This is a genomic window from Rhodococcoides kyotonense (genome assembly GCF_001645385.1).
In the GTDB taxonomy this organism is placed as follows: domain Bacteria; phylum Actinomycetota; class Actinomycetes; order Mycobacteriales; family Mycobacteriaceae; genus Rhodococcoides; species Rhodococcoides kyotonensis_B.
Genome location: NZ_LVHI01000012.1, coordinates 418,036 through 436,047 on the forward strand (window position 1 = coordinate 418,036; position 18,012 = coordinate 436,047).

Consider the following 18,012-nt stretch of genomic DNA (forward strand, 5'->3'; position numbering starts at 1 on the left):
GGAGCGTCGTCAACGGTTGACAGATCGTTGGGTTTATACAACACTTCGTTCTATGAGCCCCAAGCGTGCGACCACGCTCCCGATTTACAACCGGGTGGGAGTTCTGCGAGCCGAACGCAAGATGAGCCGCGCGCAACTGGCCGAACTCGTCGACGTCAACCCACAGACCGTGGGGGCGCTCGAACGAGGTGACCACTACCCGAGTCTCGACCTGGCCATGCGCATCTGCGACGTCTTCGACCTCCCCATCGAGGCCGTCTTCTCGCGCACGGAGCTCGGACCACTCTCCGCCGAACTGTTCAGAAGGGAACCATGAGTACCCCGGACACGAACATCCTCAGCCGCTACCAGACCTATCGGACGCGGCGCTTCCTGGAGAACGACGCCAAGACGCGCCACTGGTTGCCGGGTTGGCGCACACAGCATCGCCGACGCGTTCTGGCCGTCGCCGTTCTGGCCACCCTGTTCGTTCTTCTCGTTCTGTCGATCTCCACCCTGTTCTGGAAGTGGGCGCCCCTTGCGTGGCTCCCGGCCACCGCAGCGTTCCTCGTCCTGTGGACCATCCTGCAGACCGTGTCCGGCCGTCACAGCGACGCACCCGTGGGAGCGCTCGACGAGTGGGAAGTGGAGCAGCGCAACGAAGCTCGCTCCATCGGCCTGACGGTCACCCAAGGTACCGTTCTCACCGCCGTCATCGCGCTCGTCTTCCTGTCCACCACCCTCGACAACGACCGCCTCGCCTACGCGGGCGGCCTCTGGACCCTGGTTGCCCTCCTGACCGGAATCTGCTCTCCCGCAATCATTCTTGCTTGGATAACCCCTGACCCCGATCCCGAAGATCTCTGAAAGAGGCACCATGAGCACCCTCACGATCGACGACATCTCGAAAAGGTACGGCGACAAGATCGCCCTGGATTCCCTGACCTTCGACGTTCGGCCGGGCGAGCTCTTCGGCTTCGTCGGCAGCAACGGAGCGGGCAAGACCACCACGATGCGCATCGTCCTCGGCGTGCTGTCGGCCGACTCCGGGCGAGTTCTCCTGGGCGGCAATCCCGTCGACCTCGACGTCCGCCGAACCATCGGTTACATGCCGGAGGAACGCGGGCTCTACCCGAAGATGAAGGTCGGGCCGCAGCTGGCGTATCTGGCCGAATTGCACGGACTGTCGTCGGCCGACGCGAAGGCCGCGGTCGCGCGATGGACCGAACGACTCGGCATCTCCGAGCGATTGAACGACACGGTCGACGCGCTCAGTCTCGGTAACCAACAGCGCGTTCAACTCGCCGCCGCACTCGTGCACGACCCCGCGGTACTCGTTCTGGACGAACCGTTCTCGGGCCTCGATCCCGTCGCCGTCGACGTCATGAGCGACGTGCTGCGAGAGAAGGCGTCGTCCGGTGTGCCCGTGATCTTTTCGAGTCATCAGTTGGATCTCGTGCAGCGGCTGTGCGATCGGGTCGGCATCATCTCCGGCGGTTCGATGAAGGCCGTGGGCACCGTCGACGAGCTTCGCGGGGCAGGTGACGCACAACTTCTCGTACACGCACCGGGCGCCCAGGAAGGCTGGGCCGACGCCATCGCAGGCGTCACGCCGATCGGTCATTCCGACGGGCGCACCATCCTGAGCGTCAAGAGCGGCGCCGACGACCAAGCCATCCTCCGCGCAGCGCTGGCCACCGGACCCGTGCACGAATTCTCCTTCCGCAAACCGTCGTTGAGCGACCTGTTCCGAGAGGCAGTAGCATGAGCCAACAGATGAGTTCGAGTCGCGCCATCGGATTGATCGCCAAGCGCGAGTTCACCGTTCAGGTGATGAAGAAGAGCTTCGTCATCAGCAATGTCATCATTCTCGCCGTCATCATCGGCGGCATCATCGCCTACTCGATCATCTCCGGAGGTGACGACGAGGAACGTGACGTCGTCGGCGTCGTCGGCGATTCTTCGATCGCGTCCATCCTGGAGCAGACCGGCACCGCCGTCGGCAGCCCGGTCGAGGTTCGCGAAATCTCCGACGCCGACACCGCGCGCGCCGACGTCGAATCCGGTGATGTCGCAGTCGCTCTCGTACCGGGTAGCGCAGGCGCGTACACGGCGATCACCGACTCGGAGCTCGAGGGAACTCTCCGCGCCGTCGTCGAAGGAAGCGTGCAGACGCAGGCGACCGACACCGCTCTCGCCGCGCAAGGCGTCGACCAGAACGCATTGGCAGCGGCCGCGTCGCAGGCAACCGTGACGGTCGAGGCGATCGATCCTCCGGATCCCGAAGCGGGACAACGTGTTGCGCTGTCACTCGCCGCGGTGTTCGTGCTGTACGCGCAGATCATCGGATTCGGGATGTACGTCGCGATGGGCGTCGTCGAGGAGAAGTCGTCGCGTGTCGTCGAACTGCTGCTGTCGACGGTTCGGCCGCTGCAGTTGTTGTGGGGCAAGATCATCGGGATCGGCGCGGTCGGCATTCTGCAACTCGCGTTGTACGGGGCAGCGGGTGTCGGAGCGGGACTCGCCACCGGCACTCTCACCGTCACCGGAACGGCCATCACGGTCTTCGCCAGCACCCTGGGCTGGTTCGTCCTCGGTTTCGCGTTCTTCGCGGTGCTGTACGCGGCAGGCGGTTCGATGGTCTCGCGGCAGGAGGACGTCAATTCGACGACCATGCCGTTGCTCCTGCTGATCATGGCAATGTTCTTCTCCGCGTTCTACTCCGTCGGAGATCCCGAGAGCACGCTCAGCAACGTCCTGAGCTGGATTCCCCCGTTCTCCGCCGTCATGATGCCGCTGCGCATCGCGGCCGGTGTGGCGCCGGTCTATCAGGTCGTCGGCACGGTGCTCATCATGGCTGCCACCACCGCAGCCCTGGCCGTCGTCGCCGCGAAGATCTACCAGCGCTCGATCCTGCGGATCGGCAAGACCGTCACGTGGAAGGAAGCATTCGCCCGCTAAGCTCCAGTTCCATGAGCACGCGAACGTCCGCCGCCGAGATTCTCGATGCCATTCTCGACGGCGGATCGTTCGTGTCGTGGGATTCCCCGCCGCTCGACGTCTCCCCCGGCCCGGCCTACGCGGCGGACCTCGACAGGGCGCGGGAGAAGAGCGGCGTCGACGAGTCGGTTCTGACCGGACGCGGCATGATCGACGGCAGACCGGTGGCCGTCGTCGCCTGCGAATTCGCCTTTCTCGCCGGATCCATCGGCGTGGCCGCCGCGGAACGGATCGTCACCGCCATCGAACGGGCGACGGCCGAGGGACTGCCGTTGATCGCGTCTCCCACGTCGGGCGGAACGCGTATGCAGGAAGGGACGCTCGCGTTCGTCCAGATGGTGAAGATCGCAGGCGCCGTCACCGTACACAAGACGGCCGGACTGCCGTACCTCGTGTACCTCCGCAACCCGACGACCGGTGGAGTGTTCGCGTCCTGGGGATCGCTGGCGCACGTCACGTTCGCGGAGCCCGGCGCACTGATCGGTTTTCTCGGACCCCGCGTGTATCAGGCGTTGTACGACAAGCCATTTCCCGACGGCGTCCAGACCGCCGAGAATCTGTACCACCACGGCGTCATCGACGGGGTCGTGCCGATCGACAGCCTCCGCCACCTGCTCGTACGTGCCCTACGCGTCGTCACTGGTGAGACCGAGATTCCCGCCGAGTTGGAACCCGCCCCGGCCGACATTCCGGAGCACTCCGCGTGGCATTCCGTCGAGGCATCCCGACGCGAAGACCGTCCGGGCGTCCGGGAGCTGTTGGAACACGCTGCGACCGAACAGGTTCCGTTGAGCGGCACCGGTCAGGGCGAATCGGACACCACTATTCTGTTGTCGCTGTGCAGGTTCCGCGGAATCTCGTGCGTGGTGTTCGGCAACGACCGCAGCAGTCACAGCGTCACCGCAACCATGGGGCCGGCCGCACTCCGAGAAGCGCGTCGGGGAATGCGCTTGGCCGAGGAACTGGGCATTCCGCTGGTACTCGTCATCGACACGTTCGGTGCCGCACTGTCGAAAGAGGCCGAGGAAGGTGGTCTCGCACCCGAGATCGCGCGGTGCATCAGCGATCTCGTCACCGTGAACACACCGACCGTCTCGGTGCTGCTCGGACAGGGGACGGGAGGCGGCGCTCTCGCCCTGCTGCCTGCAGACCGAACGCTGTGTGCGCAGAACGCGTGGCTCGCGCCGCTGCCGCCCGAAGGTGCCAGTGCGATCGTCCACCGAGACACCGCCCACGCCCCCGATATGGCGGAGGCACAGGGCATTCGGTCGGTAGACCTGTTGCGTGACGGGATCGTCGACGCCATCGTCCCCGAGAACCCGGACGCGGCAGACGAACCCGTCGAGTTCTCGACACGCGTCGCCGGTGCGATCGCCCGCGAGCTACGTGAGATCGCGACCGGCGGGCCGGACCGCGTCTCGCTGCGTATGGAAAGGTACCGGCGGCTCGGAGTTCGGGATCAGAGCTAGCAGGTCGCCGGCCCGAACGTCCGACGGCAATGCGACCTTGCCGTCGCCGAACGCGAAGAACTCCCGTCCGGCCACCGAATGTCGATTGGCGACCTCGGCTGCGACACAGTCGCACGCGGCCGCGTCGACACGCACTGTTCCGGCGAGTACCGACCTCACCCGCGTGACGACGACGCCACCCAGCCGTGTCGGAGTTCCGTCGCAGTCGGCGAGATCCTCGACGCACACGCCGTCGACCATCAGGCGCCCCAGGTGAAAATGCGTCGCCGACGGCCAGATCGCCATGTCGAATCGGGACGGGCACGCGGCTCGGAGGGAGGGAAGTTGTTCGAAAAGGGTCACGTCGTCGAGTGTTCGTCGGGTTCGCCGCGGTTACCAGAGTTTTGACGAAACCCTTACGGACCAGCCGCGACTGGCTGCACAGTGTTGACGCGATTCGGGCGGGATCCCGCCAGTTCGGCCCGACAATGTGCACTCAGTTGCGCGGGAGAGTACGACTGGACGAATTGATCGACTTCCGACGCCGCCGCACCACGGTAATGATCTCCTCGACGACGCGGTCGAGGTCGGCAAGCACCGTCGCGGCCGAATACCGCAGCACCAACCATCCTTCGAGGACCAGAGCGTTCTGCCGTCGGCGATCGTTGTTGAATGTCGCCGGATCGCTGTGGAACTCGCGTCCGTCGATCTCGACGATGACGCGGGCACGGAAGTCGACGAGGTCACCGTAGAACGGACCCACCCTCGCGTTGATCGCCATCCGAAAGTTTCGGGCGGTCAAGGCACGCGCAACGATTCGCTCCGGTTCGGAGCGGGTGCCGGGGCAGCAGCGTCGAAGCTGTTCTCGAAGAGCCGCCATGCCCTTCATGCCGGCAGAAATATCGCAGATCTCCGCGACTCGTCGCCACGGAATCCGTGCGCCGATCGCAGCGTCGAAGAACTTCTCCAGTTCGGGTTTCGGAAGAACCGCAGCGACATCGACGAATGCCTGCTCGATCGGGACGATCCGAAATCCTCCATACGTTGCGACGGTCGGCAGCGTACGGCGATAGATTCGCACCCAATCGGGGGCACGTGATCGGCCCGACGGATCGATCGTGACTTCGACGCGCTGCGGTTCGTAGTCGATCAGCCCCCAGAGCCACGCTGCGGTCGTGTGGCTGACCACTGCCTTCGGCTTCCACAACACGACGGCCCGGCACAGATCCATGTAGTCCGGCTTCTCGGTCGCATAGATCTCCGGAAGCAGACGTATGAGCTCCCCGGACTTCACGCGTCGCGAAATCGCACTTCGACTCATCCCTGATGCAATCAGCTGTGCCGCTGTCGATACCCCCATGACGAACAACCGTCGCCTATGGAGATCCCCGGTGGTAGGGGCAATTTTCGTCCTGTGGATAGCCCGCGACTGAGTGCACATTATCGGGCCATGTGCACGGGATCCCGCCAGTTCGGCCTGACAATGTGCAACCAGTTGCGCGTATCCGCAACTAGTGTGGTTTTCATGAGCGGCGAGTACCGGAAGAGCTTCGACAGCAGCATCACCGATCGCGAAGGGTTCTGGCTGGATGCGGCCGAGAGCGTCACGTGGGACGCGCCGCCGAGCAGGGCGTACGACGGCGCGGGCTGGTTCCCCGACGGTCGGCTGAACACCTGCTTCAACGCGCTCGACCGCCACGTCCAGGCCGGTCACGGTGATCGGACGGCGTTGATCTACGACTCGGCGATGGTCGGCACCCAGCGTTCCTACACGTACGCGGAGTTACTGGACTCGGTGGCCACGTTCGCGGGTGTTCTGGCGAAACACGGCGTCACTCGCGGCGATCGGGTGGTGCTCTACCTTCCGATGATCCCCGAGGCCGTCGTCGCGATGCTGGCGTGCGCGCGGATCGGTGCCGTGCACTCGGTCGTGTTCGGTGGATTCGCTGCCAAGGAACTCGCCGCGCGTATCGACGACGCGAAGCCGAAGCTGATCGTCACCGCGTCGGGCGGTCTGGAGCCGGGACGTACCGTCGAATATCTTCCGATCGTCGAGAAGGCCCTGTCTCTGTCCTCTCCGACGACGGTCATCGTCAAAAAACGCGACGAGATTCCCGCCGACCACGCCTGGCTCGACTGGGACACCGAGATCGCCGACGCGTCTGCCGCCGAACCGGTTTCGGTGCAATCCACCGATCCGCTGTACATCCTGTACACGTCGGGAACGACGGGTAAGCCGAAGGGCGTCGTGCGCGACAACGGGGGCCACGCCGTCGCACTGACGTGGTCGATGCGCCACATCTACGACGTCGGAGCAGGCCAGGCGATGTGGACGGCGTCGGACGTCGGATGGGTCGTCGGACATTCGTACATCGTCTACGGCCCGCTGCTCGCCGGTGCGACCACGGTTCTGTACGAGGGCAAACCCGTCGGAACTCCCGACGCGGGTGCGTTCTGGCGCGTCATCGCCGATCACGGTGTGCGAGCGCTGTTCACGGCGCCGACGGCTCTGCGCGCGATCCGCAAGGTCGATCCGCACGCGTCGGAACTCGAGAAGTACGACGTGTCGTCGCTCGAGACGCTGTTCGTCGCCGGCGAGCGCCTCGACCCCGATACGTACGAGTGGATCAGCCGCACGCTGAATCGTCCCGTCGTCGACCATTGGTGGCAGACCGAGACCGGCTGGGCCATCTGCGCCAATCTACGTGGGCTGGAACCTCTTCCGATCAAACCCGGTTCGGCGACCGTCCCCGTTCCCGGCTTCCAGGTCGAGATTCTCGACGCGACGGGCACTCCCGTCGAGGCGGGCACCGAAGGCAACGTCGTCGTGAAACTGCCGCTACCGCCCGGCACGTTGGTGGGCCTGTGGAACGACGAATCACGGTTCCAGCGTTCCTATCTCGACACGTTCCCCGGCTTCTACCTCACCGGCGACTCGGGATACATCGACGCCGACGGGTACGTGTTCGTGCTCGGTCGTAGCGACGACGTCATCAACGTAGCGGGACATCGGCTGTCGACGGGTTCGATGGAAGCCGTCGTCGCGAGTCACCCGGCCGTGGCCGAATGCGCCGTCATCGGCATTCACGACGACCTGAAGGGCCAGCGCCCGAGCGGATACGTCGTGCTGAAAGCAGGTGAGACGATCGAGGAGGACCAGCTACGCGACGAACTGGTCGCGATGGTGCGCGATCAGATCGGTGCACTCGCCACGTTCCGTGACGTCACCGTCGTCGGGGCGCTGCCGAAGACCCGGTCGGGCAAGATCCTGCGCAAGACGATGCGTCAGATCGTCGCGGGTGAGGAGTACGGGGTGCCGTCGACCATCGAGGATCCGGCGGTGCTCGACGCGTTGGCGGAGCGGCTTCGCCGCTCGTGAGTGGGAATGTATACCCCTCTACACATTCGCACGCACGGGTGACGGCGTCGCCTACTGTTTCTCCTTATGACCGAGCTCGACACCCGCCCGAAACCCGACCTCCTCGCTCTCGGCGCCGTCACGATCACCGTGCTGTCGTGGGCGTCGGCGTTCGTCGCGATCCGCGGCGTCGGAACGTCGTTCGGCGCGGGACCTCTCGCGCTCGGGCGTCTGCTCATCGGCACGGTCGCGCTCGGACTCGTCCTGCTCGTCCGGAGGACATGGGTGCGGCCGAGCAGAACACAGTGGCTGCAGATCCTCAGCGTCGGAGTGTTCTGGTTCGCGATCTACAACGTCGCGCTGAACGCCGCCGAGCAACGGGTCGACGCGGGCACGACATCGATGTTCATCCAGATCGGCCCGATCCTGGTGGCCCTGTTCGCCGGACTGCTGCTCGGCGAGGGCTTTCCGAAATGGCTCGTCATCGGTGCCGCCGTCGCGTTCGGTGGTGCCGTCATGGTCGGCGTCGTCACCGCCGTCACGACGACCGACACCACCAGGACCGACGCCGACGCCCTCGGAATCGCGCTGTGCCTCGTCTCGGCCGTCACGTACGCGATCGGCGTACTGAGCCAGAAGCCGGTGCTCCGCACGATTCCCGGCCTGCAGGTGACGTGGATGGCCTGCGCGATCGGCGCGCTGTGCACTCTGCCGTTCCTACCCGCGCTTCTGGGTGACCTGAGCCACGCATCGACAGGCGCCACCGGCGGACTGATCTACCTCGGCCTCGTCCCGACGGCACTCGCGTTCAGTACGTGGGCTTTCGCGTTGTCACGTATGAACGCCGGCCGACTGGGCGTCACCACGTACGCCGTCCCGCCGCTGACGATTCTCATGGCCTGGGCGCTCCTCGGCGAGGTCCCGCACTACCTCGCCGTCCTCGGTGGAGTCGTCTGCCTCGTCGGAGTCGGGCTGTCACGGCGGCGTTGATCGGGTCGTTCCGCAGGCTTCACTCCCGGCGATAATTGGGTCGTTCCGCAGGCTTCACTCCCGCGGAGGTAGCGAGTTGAACCGCACGATCGCCACCTGACGTTCGTGCCCGTGATCGACGATCGGCTCCGGATACTCCTTGGGCCGACCGCCTTTCAGGGCGTGCACCGCCTTGCCCTCGATGCCGCGCAACTCCGGTACCCAGCGACGCACGTAATCGCCTGCGGGGTCGAACTTCTCGCCTTGCGTGATCGGGTTGAACACGCGAAAGTACGGTGACGCATCCGTTCCCGTGCCCGCGGTCCACTGCCATCCGTGCTGATTGTTGGCCAGGTCGCCGTCGACGAGCTGGTTCATGAAGTACCGGGCGCCGCGCCACCACGGCAGGTGTAGATCCTTGACGAGGAACGACGCGACAATCATCCGCACCCGGTTGTGCATCCACTTCTCGGACGCGAGCTGACGCATTCCGGCGTCGACGATCGGGAAGCCCGTGCGGCCCTCCTTCCACGCCTCGAACATGATGTCGGCGTGCTTGCCGGAGTCGACATCGATACCGTCGAACTTCTTGTCGTAGTTCTCTCGCGCGCTGTCCGGTCGCTGAAACAGGATGTCCGCGTAGAAGTCTCGCCACGCGATCTGCCGTCGATACGCGGCACTTCCCTCGTTGCGCAGTGTCGACAGGTCCTTCAGAATCGTGCGCGGATGAATGTTGCCGTACTTCAAGTACACCGACATGCGGCTCGTCGAATCGAGATCCGGGCGGTTGCGCTCGTCGTCGTAACCCTCGATCCGACCCAGAAACTCCTTCCACTCGTCGAGCGCCGCCTTCTCCCCCGCGGGCGCCTCCGACGCATCCTTCTCGGTCGGGATCTTCGCTCGTCGCGGTAGGCCTGACACGTCCGACGGGTCGAGCCACGTCGCGGTCTTCTCCGACGTCTCGGCCGGTCCGCGCCAACCATGGTTCATCCACTGCCGGAAATACGGCGAGAACACGCGATACGGCTCGCCGTTGTCCTTGGTCACTCGCCCCGGCGCGATGGCGTACGGAGAGCCGGTCGCGTGCAACGACACCCGCTTCCCGACGCGTTCGTCCCGCTCCCGCCCGTACGGGCCGTAGTCGGCGCTGACGTGGACCTCGTCGGCGTCGACGGCTTTCGCGACCTTCGGCACCACCGTCGCCGGATCACCCTTGACGACGAGCAGACGTCCGTCCAACTGCTCGTCGAGCGCGGACAGGCTTCGGAACAGGAAGTCGCGACGAGGACCACCCGACGGCTTCAGCAGTGCGTCGTCGAGCACGAAGAGGCCGAGGACCGGGTCACCCGACTCCGACGCGGCACCGAGAGCGGGCAGATCGTCGAGTCGGAGATCGCGTCGAAACCACATGACAGACATGGCCCGATACATACCCGCCGGTTTCTCAGAGAAACGCCAATCTTGCTTCACAGTCGCCGCAGAATCGGCCCCTAGCTTGGGAAACACGCACGAACGAGAAGGAAAGGAGCACATCATGAAGACCACGCCGAGGTTCCCGGGAGCGCAGTCTCTGGTGAACAGCACCTGCAGTTTCGAGAAGTACTACGAGGCCCTGTACTCGCAGGCGCCGACGGTCGCCTGGTCGCTCGACACCGACGCGACGCGTCGTAGCGCCCTGGAGGAGTTCTTCGCACAAACGCCCGAGGAACGGCAGAAGACCGTCGACAGTTGGGCTGCCTAGGCACAATGGGGCTGTGTCCGAGACAGCACCGAGCAACCACGCAGCGACCGAGAGCACCGCGACCGTCCTCGTCGTCGACGACGACGAGGACGTTCTGTCGTCACTGCAGCGCGGATTGCGCCTGTCCGGATTCACGGTGATCACCGCGGTCGACGGCGCCGCCGCTCTGAGCGTCGTCGCCAGCCAGTCACCCGACGTCGTCGTCCTCGACATCAACATGCCCGTCCTCGACGGAGCGAGCGTCGTCAAGGCGCTGCGCGCGATGGGTAATGACGTCCCCATCTGCGTGCTCAGCGCACGCTCGTCCGTCGACGACCGCATCTCCGGCCTCGAGAACGGGGCTGACGACTATCTCACCAAACCGTTCGTCCTCGCCGAACTCGTCGCCCGCGTCAAAGCGATGTTGCGACGACGCGCGGTCGCGCCGGTGGCAGAGCCGTCGGGTGGCGGTTCGTCGTCGGAAATCGTCGTCGGGCCGCTGTCGGTGGACATCCCCGGCTACCGGGCCCACAGCCAGGGCCGGGAGCTCGACCTCACCAAACGTGAATTCGAACTGCTCGCGGTGCTCGCACGGAACAAAGGAGTCGTCCTGACGCGTGAGCGGTTGCTCGAGCTGGTGTGGGGTTACGACTTCGTCGCCGACACCAACGTCGTCGACGTCTTCGTCGGATATCTGCGCCGAAAGATGGAGGTCGACGGCGCATACCGCGTCCTGCACACGGTTCGAGGCGTCGGATTCGTGCTCAGGGACGCGTCGTGAGGCTGTCGTTGCGCCTTCGTGTCGCGGCCGCCACGGCGCTCGGCGCGACCATCGTCGTCGCGTCGCTCGCGGTCGTCACGTCGGTGGCCATCTCGCGCAACAACGTCAACCAGCTCGACGAAAGGCTGACGACCGCGTCCCAGGCCCTGGTTCCGAACACCGCAGTGCTCGAAACGTTCCTGAACCAGCTGTCGTCGGCGTTCGCCGTCACCATCCGCACCGGTGACACCATCCGTGCATCCACCCCGATCCAACTGCCCGACCTGCCCGAAGGTTCGCAGACCGTCGACGTCGGCGGCCAGAGATTCCGCGTGTACACCACGACCACGACGTCGCTGATCGATCTGTCCATCGCCATCGGAGTGCCTGCGATCGAGGCGCAGCAGGTGACCGACGAGCAGCAGCGCCTCGTCCTGTTCATCGGACTCGGGGCGATTGCCGTGTCGACTGGCCTGGGGTGGATCTTCGGTGGTCGAGCGGTGAAACCTCTCGTGACGTTGACCCGTCAGGTGAGCGCGCAGCCGCCGTTACCTCCGGACACGAAGACCGGCGTCAAGGAGGCCGACGAATTGGCGACGGCCATCGGCGGGATGTTGCAGCGCGTCAACGACGCGCAGGAACGCACCAACGACGCGCTCGCGACCGCCCGTGACTTCGCTGCGGTCTCCGCACACGAACTTCGTACGCCGCTGACCGCGATGCGCACCGACATCGAAGTGCTGCGGACCCTCGATCTGGAACGCGCGCAGCAGCAGGAGATTCTCGGTGATCTGGACCGAACCCAGGGTCGCGTCGAGACGACGCTCGGCGCTCTGGAGAAGTTGGCGTCGGGTGAACTGCAGGACGACAGCGACCGCGTCGACACCGACATCGTGGACATCTGCGACGTCGCAGCGCAGGACGCGATGCGTCAACACCCCGATCTGACGGTGCGGATCGAGTCCGAACCGTCGGTGACGATGCGCGGCTTTCCTGCGGGCCTGCGTCTGGCCGTCGACAACGCGATCGTCAACGCCATTCGCCACGGCGACGCGAAGAACCTCGTTCTCGCGATTCGCCGCGACGAGGGTCGCGTCGTACTCACCGTCGACGACGATGGAACCGGCGTGCCCGTCGACGAACGCGACGCGGTCTTCGAGCGGTTCTACCGGGGAGCGGCCGCCGCGAAGGGCGGGTCTGGTCTCGGACTCGCCCTCGTCGAACAGCAGGCTCAATTACACGGCGGCACAGCCTATTTCACCGACAGCCCGCTCGGCGGGGCCAGGTTGGTGATGGAACTGAGTGCGGCTGCGCCACCCGTGCGCGGATAGTCGGCCTCTGGACCGACTATCCGCGCACGGGCGCGAAGCGCACTTATTTGACGTCGAGCAGATCGATCACGAACACGAGGGTCTTGCCGGACAGACGGTGGCCTGCACCTGCAGGACCGTACGCCAGCTCCGGCGGAATGGTCAGCTGACGCCGTCCGCCGACCTTCATGCCGGGGATGCCGTCCTGCCATCCCTGGATGAGACCCTGCAGCGGGAACTGGATCGATTCGCCGCGGTTCCACGACGAGTCGAACTCCTCTCCACTGTCGAACTCGACGCCGACGTAGTGGACCTCGACATTGCCGCCGGCGACCGCTTCCGCGCCGTCACCCTCGACCAAGTCGACGACGACGAGGTCGGTGGGCGGAGGGCCGGCCTGAAACTCGATAATTGGCTTCGTCACGGAACCCACCCTACGTCGTGCAGGTCAGCCGATCGGGTCAGCCATGCGAATCACGTCGTATGCGCAGGTCAGCTCGTTGCCGGTAGCGGGGTCGGTCATCTCGACCTTCCACGTGTCGGCGAACTGGTCGACGCCGGGGTGCATCGAGATCGTGCCGGAGATCAGGATGGTGCCGCGCTTGAACAGGCCGCGCTCCCGCAGAACGTCGAGCCAGTACTTCGGAGCCAGCAGATCGCCGAGTGATCCGGTCTGAATCGGGGTATCGCCGACCCATGCCTTCAGGGTGATGTCGTCGATGCGGTCGGCGACATCGGACAAACGCCATGCGCCCAGGCCGAGGACGTCGGGAGACGCGTTCTTGCTCCATGCGACGCTGTGGACCTCGAGGTCACGGTCGGTGTGATCGCAGGCGACCGTCAGCAGGACGTCGTCCTCGGAGTCGCCGAGAATCACGAGTGCCCACTCGGCCTCGCCGGACGTGCGGCCGTGCTGCACGTGAACGGTGTCGGTCTGCTGCGCCAGGTACGGCGAAATCGGGTACATCGCGGGAGTGACCGTCGGCGCAGGAACACCCAGTTCGGCCAGCTCGGCGATGTGGTGCGCAACCTCTTCCTGGTTGCGGCCCGCGTATCCCGCGTTGAGAAGATTCAGTGGTTCGACGGTTTCGGTCGTGCCGTCGGGCAGCGTGAAAGTGAGCATGAGCCTAAGGACCTCTTCCCGTTACTTTTTTGTTTCCAATACGCCGAAAAGCTTGCGCATACGTCTTGTATACAGCAAGTATGGAGACCGTTCAACGGATCCGCGTGATTCCAAGCACAGCGAAGGAGTTGCCATGACTGCGCAGACAGTCGACAAGAAAGGCCTGGCGAGGGCATTCGCCGCGAGCCTGACCGGGACGGCATTGGAGTGGTACGACTTTGCCGTCTACTCGGCTGCCGCCGCCTTGGTGTTCCCCATCATCTTCTTTCCGGACAGCGATCCGCTGACCGGAACCCTGCTCGCGTTCTCGACCTACGCGGTCGGCTACATCGCCCGTCCGATCGGCGGATTCGTCTTCGGTCGCCTCGGCGACGTCATCGGACGCAAGCAACTACTCGTGATCACGCTGCTGCTGATCGGCGTCACGACGTTCCTGATCGGTCTCATCCCCAGCTACGACACGATCGGCATCGTCGCGCCGATCCTGCTCGTCACGATGCGCTTCACTCAGGGCGTCGCCGTCGGCGGTGAGTGGGGTGGCGCCGTGCTGCTGTCCAGCGAATACGGCAACCCGCGGCAGCGCGGCTTCTGGTCGTCGGCTGCCCAGATCGGCCCGCCTGCAGGCAACCTGCTCGCCAACGGCGCTCTCGCCGCACTGACCATCGCTCTGACCGAGGACCAGTTCGAATCCTGGGGCTGGCGTATCGCGTTCCTGTTCTCGGCAGTACTCGTCGGCTTCGGTCTGTGGATCCGCCTGAAGCTCGAGGACACCCCGGTCTTCAAGGCCCTGCAGGAAAGCGGCGACCGTTCGGAAGCTCCGATCAGCGAGGTCTTCAAGACGCAGCTGCGTCCGCTCGTCGCCGCGATCCTCTCGCGCATCGCTCCCGACGTCATCTACGCGCTGTTCACCGTCTTCTCCATCACCTACGGCGTCCAGAAGCTCGGGTTCGCCCGCAGCGAGGTGTTGACCGCCATCCTCATCGGCTCCGCGTTCCAGCTCGGACTCATTCCGCTGGCAGGCGCGATCTCCGACCGCATCAACCGTCGCCTCGTCTACGGAGTCGCGGCGGTCGGTGGCGTCGTGTGGAGTGCGATCTTCTTCCTGATGATCGGCGGCAGCTCGCTGCCGCTGCTGATTCTCGGCGTCGTCGTCGGACTCGCGTTCCACTCGTTCATGTACGGACCGCAGGCTGCGTTCGTCACCGAGCAGTTCACGGTACGTCTGCGCTCGACCGGTAGCTCGCTCGCCTACACGATCGCAGGCGTCTTCGGTGGCGCGATGGCACCGCTGATCTTCGTGTTCCTGCTCGACAAGACCGACAGCTGGGTACTCATCGTCGGCTACATCGCCGTCGTCGGCGCACTCACCGTCCTCGGACTCGCCTTGGGCCGCAACCCCGATCGTGCCGAGGAAGAGGACCACGACGTGATTGCGAACGCTACGCCCGCAGCAGGATCTGCAGTGTGACCTCGAGGTGATCGTCGATCGCTCGCTGCACGAGGCCCTCGTCACCGCCTTCCAACGCGGTGACGATGGCCTCGTGCTCGGTGCACACGTTGCGCTGACGATCGGCCGCCGAGAACAGAGCAGTCAGCCCGACGCGCAACTGTCGGGCCCGAAGTCCCGCATACGTCCGCGACAGCAGCTCGCTTCCGGCCGCGTCGACGAGGATCTGATGGAACTTTCCGTCGAGATCGATGAAATCCTTTGCGGCGTCGTCGGTTCGGTTGTCGGCGAGATCTTCCTGCTCGACGAGAATCGACCGCATCGCCGACGCCGGAACGTTCCCGGCACGCAGCGACGTCGTCGCCGCGTGCCGCTCGAGGACACCGCGCAGATCCATCAGTTCACTGATCTGACGTCCCGACATGGCCGGGACGTGTGCGCCCCGCTTCGGTACCATCTCGACCAGACCTTCCGCCTGCAACATCAGCAGGGCTTCGCGAACGGGCGTGCGAGACACGCCGATTCGCGTCGCAAGATCCTGTTCGTTGAGAAAGGTGCCGGTCGCAGCGGGCGACGTGAGCACCTGATCACGCACGAAGACGTAAGCCTTGTCCCTACCCGACAGCGATTGCATACGATATGTATACCTGCCGGCGCCAGATGAAACCAGGAGTTCTCCCATGAGCACCACCGTCCGAATCAGCCTTGCCCAGGTCAACAGCGGGGCCGACCCGTCGGAGAATCTGAAGATCATCGACACCCATGCCGAGGCCGCGAAAGCGGCCGGGTCGTCGCTCGTCGTGTTCCCCGAGGCCATGATGCGACGCTTCGGCCTTCCCCTGCGCGAGATTGCCGAGCCCGTCGACGGGCCGTGGGCCGACTCCGTCCGCGAGATCGCGGCGCGTCACGGCATCACGATCGTCGCGGGCATGTTCACCCCCGCCGACTCCGAGCGCGTCGCCAACACGCTGCTCGTCACCGGCAACGGCGTCGACGCCGGCTACGACAAGATTCACCTGTTCGACGCGTTCGGGTTCGCCGAGTCCGACACCGTCGCACCCGGTCAGGATCCGCTCGTCGTCGACATCGACGGCGTGAAGGTCGGCTTCGCCACCTGCTACGACGTCCGCTTCCCTGCGCTGTTCCAGAAGCTCGGCGACCTCGGAGCCGAACTGATCATCGTCGCGGCATCGTGGGGATCGGGCCCGGGCAAGGTCGAGCAGTGGTCGCTGCTCGCCCGCGCACGTGCGCTGGACTCGACGGCGTTCGTCGCAGCCTGCGACCAGCCGGAGCCCGAGGAAACCGCGGGTACCGCACCCCTCGGCGTCGGACATTCGGTCGTCAGCTCCCCGATCGGTGAGGTCATGGGCGAGCTCGACGCCACGCCCGGCATGCTGACCGTCGACATCGACACCGCGGTCCTGGACGGCGTCCGGAAGAAGCTGCCGGTGCTGGCCAACCGTCGCCAGTTCTGACCTTTCGAAACCCACGGAAAAGGCCGCCCACCCCGGACAGGGTGGGCGGCCTTCGTCGTAGCTCTACCGGGAAGCGACATCCTTGTAGTCGCGCTCGGTGTAGCCGGTGTAGATCTGACGCGGACGGCCGATCTTCGTCGTCGCATCCTCGTGCATCTCACGCCAGTGCGCGATCCAGCCCGGGAGGCGACCCATCGCGAACAACACCGTGAACATGCGCGGCGGGAAGCCCATCGCACGGTAGATCAGGCCGGTGTAGAAGTCGACGTTCGGGTACAGCTTGCGCTCGACGAAGTAGTCGTCGGTGAGCGCGGTTTCCTCGAGCTTCAGGGCGATGTCGAGGAGCTCGTCACCGTTGCCCAGCTTGCCGAGGATGTTGTGCGCAGTTTCCTTGACCAACGTCGCGCGCGGATCGAAGTTCTTGTAGACGCGGTGCCCGAAGCCCATGAGCTTCACGCCGTCTTCCTTGTTCTTCACTCGACGCAGGAAGTCGGTGGCGTCGCCGCCCTCGGCCTTGATCTTGTCGAGCATCTCGAGAACTGCCTGGTTGGCGCCGCCGTGCAGCGGGCCCCACAGAGCGTTGATGCCGCCCGAGATGGACGTGAACAGGTTGGCGTCCGACGAGCCGACGAGACGAACCGTCGACGTCGAGCAGTTCTGCTCGTGGTCGGCATGCAGAATGAGCAGCATGTCGAGGGCCTTGACGATCTCGGGATCGACCTCGTAGGGCTCGGCCGGGAAGCCGAACGTCAGGCGCAGGAAGTTCTCGACGAGGCTCTTCGAGTTGTCGGGGTACAGGAACGGCTGGCCGACGGACTTCTTGTACGCGTACGCCGCAATGGTCGGCAACTTGGCGAGCAGGCGGATCGTGGACAGCTCGACCTGCGCAGGATCGTTGGGATCCAGCGAATCCTGGTAGTACGCCGACAGCGCGTTGACAGCGCTGGACAGCACCGGCATCGGGTGCGCGTTGCGCGGGAAGCCGTCGAAGAACCGCTTGAGGTCCTCGTGCAGCAGGGTGTGCCGACGGATCTTGTCGGTGAACGTCTCGAGCTGATCCTCGGTGGGGAGCTCGCCGTAGATCAGCAGGTAGCTGACCTCGATGAAGCTGGACTTGTCTGCCAGTTGTTCGATCGGGTACCCGCGGTATCGAAGGATTCCCTTGTCACCGTCGATGTAGGTGATGGCCGACTTCGTCGAGGCGGTGTTGACGAACCCACCGTCGAGAGTCGTGTAACCGGTCGTAGCCAGCAGCTTTCCCAGTTCGATGCCATCGTTGCCTTCGGTGGCCTTGGCGATGGACATGCTGTATTCGCCACCGGGGTAGGTGAGGGTGGCTTTGGCGTCATTCTCAGCGGGCACGAATGGTCCCTCTCGAACTCATGTAACGGACACGTACTTAAATCGGACAGTTCTTTACGTC

General features: G+C 64.9%; 19 protein-coding genes. 12 read left to right on the forward strand and 7 right to left on the reverse strand.

Going from position 1 to position 18,012, the window contains the following annotated elements; translation table 11 throughout:
- The first annotated feature begins 52 nt into the window (after positions 1 to 52).
- From A3K89_RS09985 to A3K89_RS10005, 5 genes are read left to right on the forward strand one after another with little or no spacing between them, the layout of a single operon-like run.
- Positions 53 to 316 (forward strand): helix-turn-helix transcriptional regulator, encoded by a 264-nt coding sequence (locus A3K89_RS09985; RefSeq protein WP_068424653.1) that lies wholly within the window; start codon positions 53 to 55, stop codon positions 314 to 316.
- Entirely contained in the window at positions 313 to 846 is a 534-nt protein-coding gene (locus A3K89_RS09990) for a hypothetical protein (RefSeq protein WP_068424660.1), read from the forward strand. The genes A3K89_RS09985 and A3K89_RS09990 overlap by 4 nt, the downstream gene beginning before the upstream one ends.
- A 10-nt stretch (positions 847 to 856) precedes the next feature.
- Positions 857 to 1,747 (forward strand): ABC transporter ATP-binding protein, encoded by an 891-nt coding sequence (locus tag A3K89_RS09995; protein ID WP_068424662.1) that lies wholly within the window; start codon positions 857 to 859, stop codon positions 1,745 to 1,747.
- Positions 1,744 to 2,940 (forward strand): ABC transporter permease, encoded by a 1,197-nt coding sequence (locus A3K89_RS10000; protein ID WP_068424663.1) that lies wholly within the window; start codon positions 1,744 to 1,746, stop codon positions 2,938 to 2,940. Before A3K89_RS09995 ends, A3K89_RS10000 begins: the two co-directional genes overlap by 4 nt.
- A gap of 11 nt (positions 2,941 to 2,951) precedes the next feature.
- Complete coding sequence (locus tag A3K89_RS10005) at positions 2,952 to 4,448, forward strand: carboxyl transferase domain-containing protein (protein WP_068424668.1); 1,497 nt, start codon at positions 2,952 to 2,954, stop codon at positions 4,446 to 4,448.
- Here the strand turns inward: A3K89_RS10005 and A3K89_RS25735 are convergent.
- Together A3K89_RS25735 and A3K89_RS10015 are read right to left on the reverse strand one after the other, a co-directional pair.
- Complete coding sequence (locus A3K89_RS25735) at positions 4,362 to 4,790, reverse strand: hypothetical protein (protein WP_157105282.1); 429 nt, start codon at positions 4,788 to 4,790, stop codon at positions 4,362 to 4,364. The two genes, A3K89_RS10005 and A3K89_RS25735, sit on opposite strands and share 87 nt — an antisense overlap.
- Positions 4,791 to 4,923: 133 nt before the next feature.
- A complete protein-coding gene (locus A3K89_RS10015; RefSeq protein ID WP_068424674.1) occupies positions 4,924 to 5,787 on the reverse strand; it encodes a DUF559 domain-containing protein in 864 nt (287 codons plus the stop codon).
- A gap of 165 nt (positions 5,788 to 5,952) precedes the next feature.
- Between A3K89_RS10015 and A3K89_RS10020 the strand changes: the two genes are divergently transcribed.
- Entirely contained in the window at positions 5,953 to 7,806 is a 1,854-nt protein-coding gene (locus A3K89_RS10020) for a propionyl-CoA synthetase (RefSeq protein ID WP_068424677.1), read from the forward strand.
- Between the two features lie 66 nt (positions 7,807 to 7,872).
- On the forward strand, positions 7,873 to 8,775 hold the full coding sequence (locus tag A3K89_RS10025; RefSeq protein ID WP_068424680.1) for a DMT family transporter: 903 nt from the start codon (positions 7,873 to 7,875) through the stop codon (positions 8,773 to 8,775).
- Positions 8,776 to 8,829: 54 nt separating this feature from the next.
- Here A3K89_RS10025 and A3K89_RS10030 read toward each other — a convergent pair whose 3' ends face one another.
- On the reverse strand, positions 8,830 to 10,173 hold the full coding sequence (locus tag A3K89_RS10030) for a cryptochrome/photolyase family protein (protein WP_068424683.1): 1,344 nt from the start codon (positions 10,171 to 10,173) through the stop codon (positions 8,830 to 8,832).
- Between the two features lie 115 nt (positions 10,174 to 10,288).
- Here A3K89_RS10030 and A3K89_RS10035 point away from each other — a divergent pair, with 115 nt between their 5' ends.
- From A3K89_RS10035 to A3K89_RS10045, 3 genes are read left to right on the forward strand one after another with little or no spacing between them, the layout of a single operon-like run.
- Complete coding sequence (locus A3K89_RS10035) at positions 10,289 to 10,495, forward strand: hypothetical protein (RefSeq protein WP_068426045.1); 207 nt, start codon at positions 10,289 to 10,291, stop codon at positions 10,493 to 10,495.
- Positions 10,496 to 10,508: 13 nt separating this feature from the next.
- Positions 10,509 to 11,255 carry a response regulator transcription factor gene (locus A3K89_RS10040; protein WP_068424686.1) on the forward strand — a complete coding sequence of 249 codons (747 nt, stop codon included), beginning with the start codon at positions 10,509 to 10,511 and terminating at the stop codon, positions 11,253 to 11,255.
- Entirely contained in the window at positions 11,252 to 12,565 is a 1,314-nt protein-coding gene (locus tag A3K89_RS10045) for a sensor histidine kinase (protein WP_068424689.1), read from the forward strand. Before A3K89_RS10040 ends, A3K89_RS10045 begins: the two co-directional genes overlap by 4 nt.
- A gap of 43 nt (positions 12,566 to 12,608) precedes the next feature.
- Here the strand turns inward: A3K89_RS10045 and A3K89_RS10050 are convergent, their stop codons facing one another.
- Positions 12,609 to 12,968, reverse strand: coding sequence for an FKBP-type peptidyl-prolyl cis-trans isomerase (locus tag A3K89_RS10050; protein ID WP_068426048.1), 360 nt, complete (start codon positions 12,966 to 12,968; stop codon positions 12,609 to 12,611).
- Positions 12,969 to 12,992: 24 nt separating this feature from the next.
- On the reverse strand, positions 12,993 to 13,667 hold the full coding sequence (locus A3K89_RS10055) for a DUF2848 domain-containing protein (protein WP_068424694.1): 675 nt from the start codon (positions 13,665 to 13,667) through the stop codon (positions 12,993 to 12,995).
- Positions 13,668 to 13,800: 133 nt separating this feature from the next.
- Here A3K89_RS10055 and A3K89_RS10060 point away from each other — a divergent pair, with 133 nt between their 5' ends.
- On the forward strand, positions 13,801 to 15,135 hold the full coding sequence (locus A3K89_RS10060) for an MFS transporter (RefSeq protein ID WP_068424695.1): 1,335 nt from the start codon (positions 13,801 to 13,803) through the stop codon (positions 15,133 to 15,135).
- Here A3K89_RS10060 and A3K89_RS10065 read toward each other — a convergent pair.
- Positions 15,107 to 15,748 (reverse strand): GntR family transcriptional regulator, encoded by a 642-nt coding sequence (locus A3K89_RS10065; protein ID WP_068424696.1) that lies wholly within the window; start codon positions 15,746 to 15,748, stop codon positions 15,107 to 15,109. The genes A3K89_RS10060 and A3K89_RS10065 overlap by 29 nt on opposite strands.
- A 46-nt stretch (positions 15,749 to 15,794) precedes the next feature.
- Between A3K89_RS10065 and A3K89_RS10070 the strand changes: the two genes are divergently transcribed.
- Positions 15,795 to 16,589 carry a carbon-nitrogen hydrolase family protein gene (locus tag A3K89_RS10070; protein ID WP_068424698.1) on the forward strand — a complete coding sequence of 265 codons (795 nt, stop codon included), beginning with the start codon at positions 15,795 to 15,797 and terminating at the stop codon, positions 16,587 to 16,589.
- 63 nt (positions 16,590 to 16,652) lie between these two features.
- On the opposite strand, the gene A3K89_RS10075 is transcribed toward A3K89_RS10070, so the two are convergent.
- A complete protein-coding gene (locus A3K89_RS10075) occupies positions 16,653 to 17,951 on the reverse strand; it encodes a citrate synthase (protein WP_084423690.1) in 1,299 nt (432 codons plus the stop codon).
- Positions 17,952 to 18,012 lie beyond the last annotated feature (61 nt).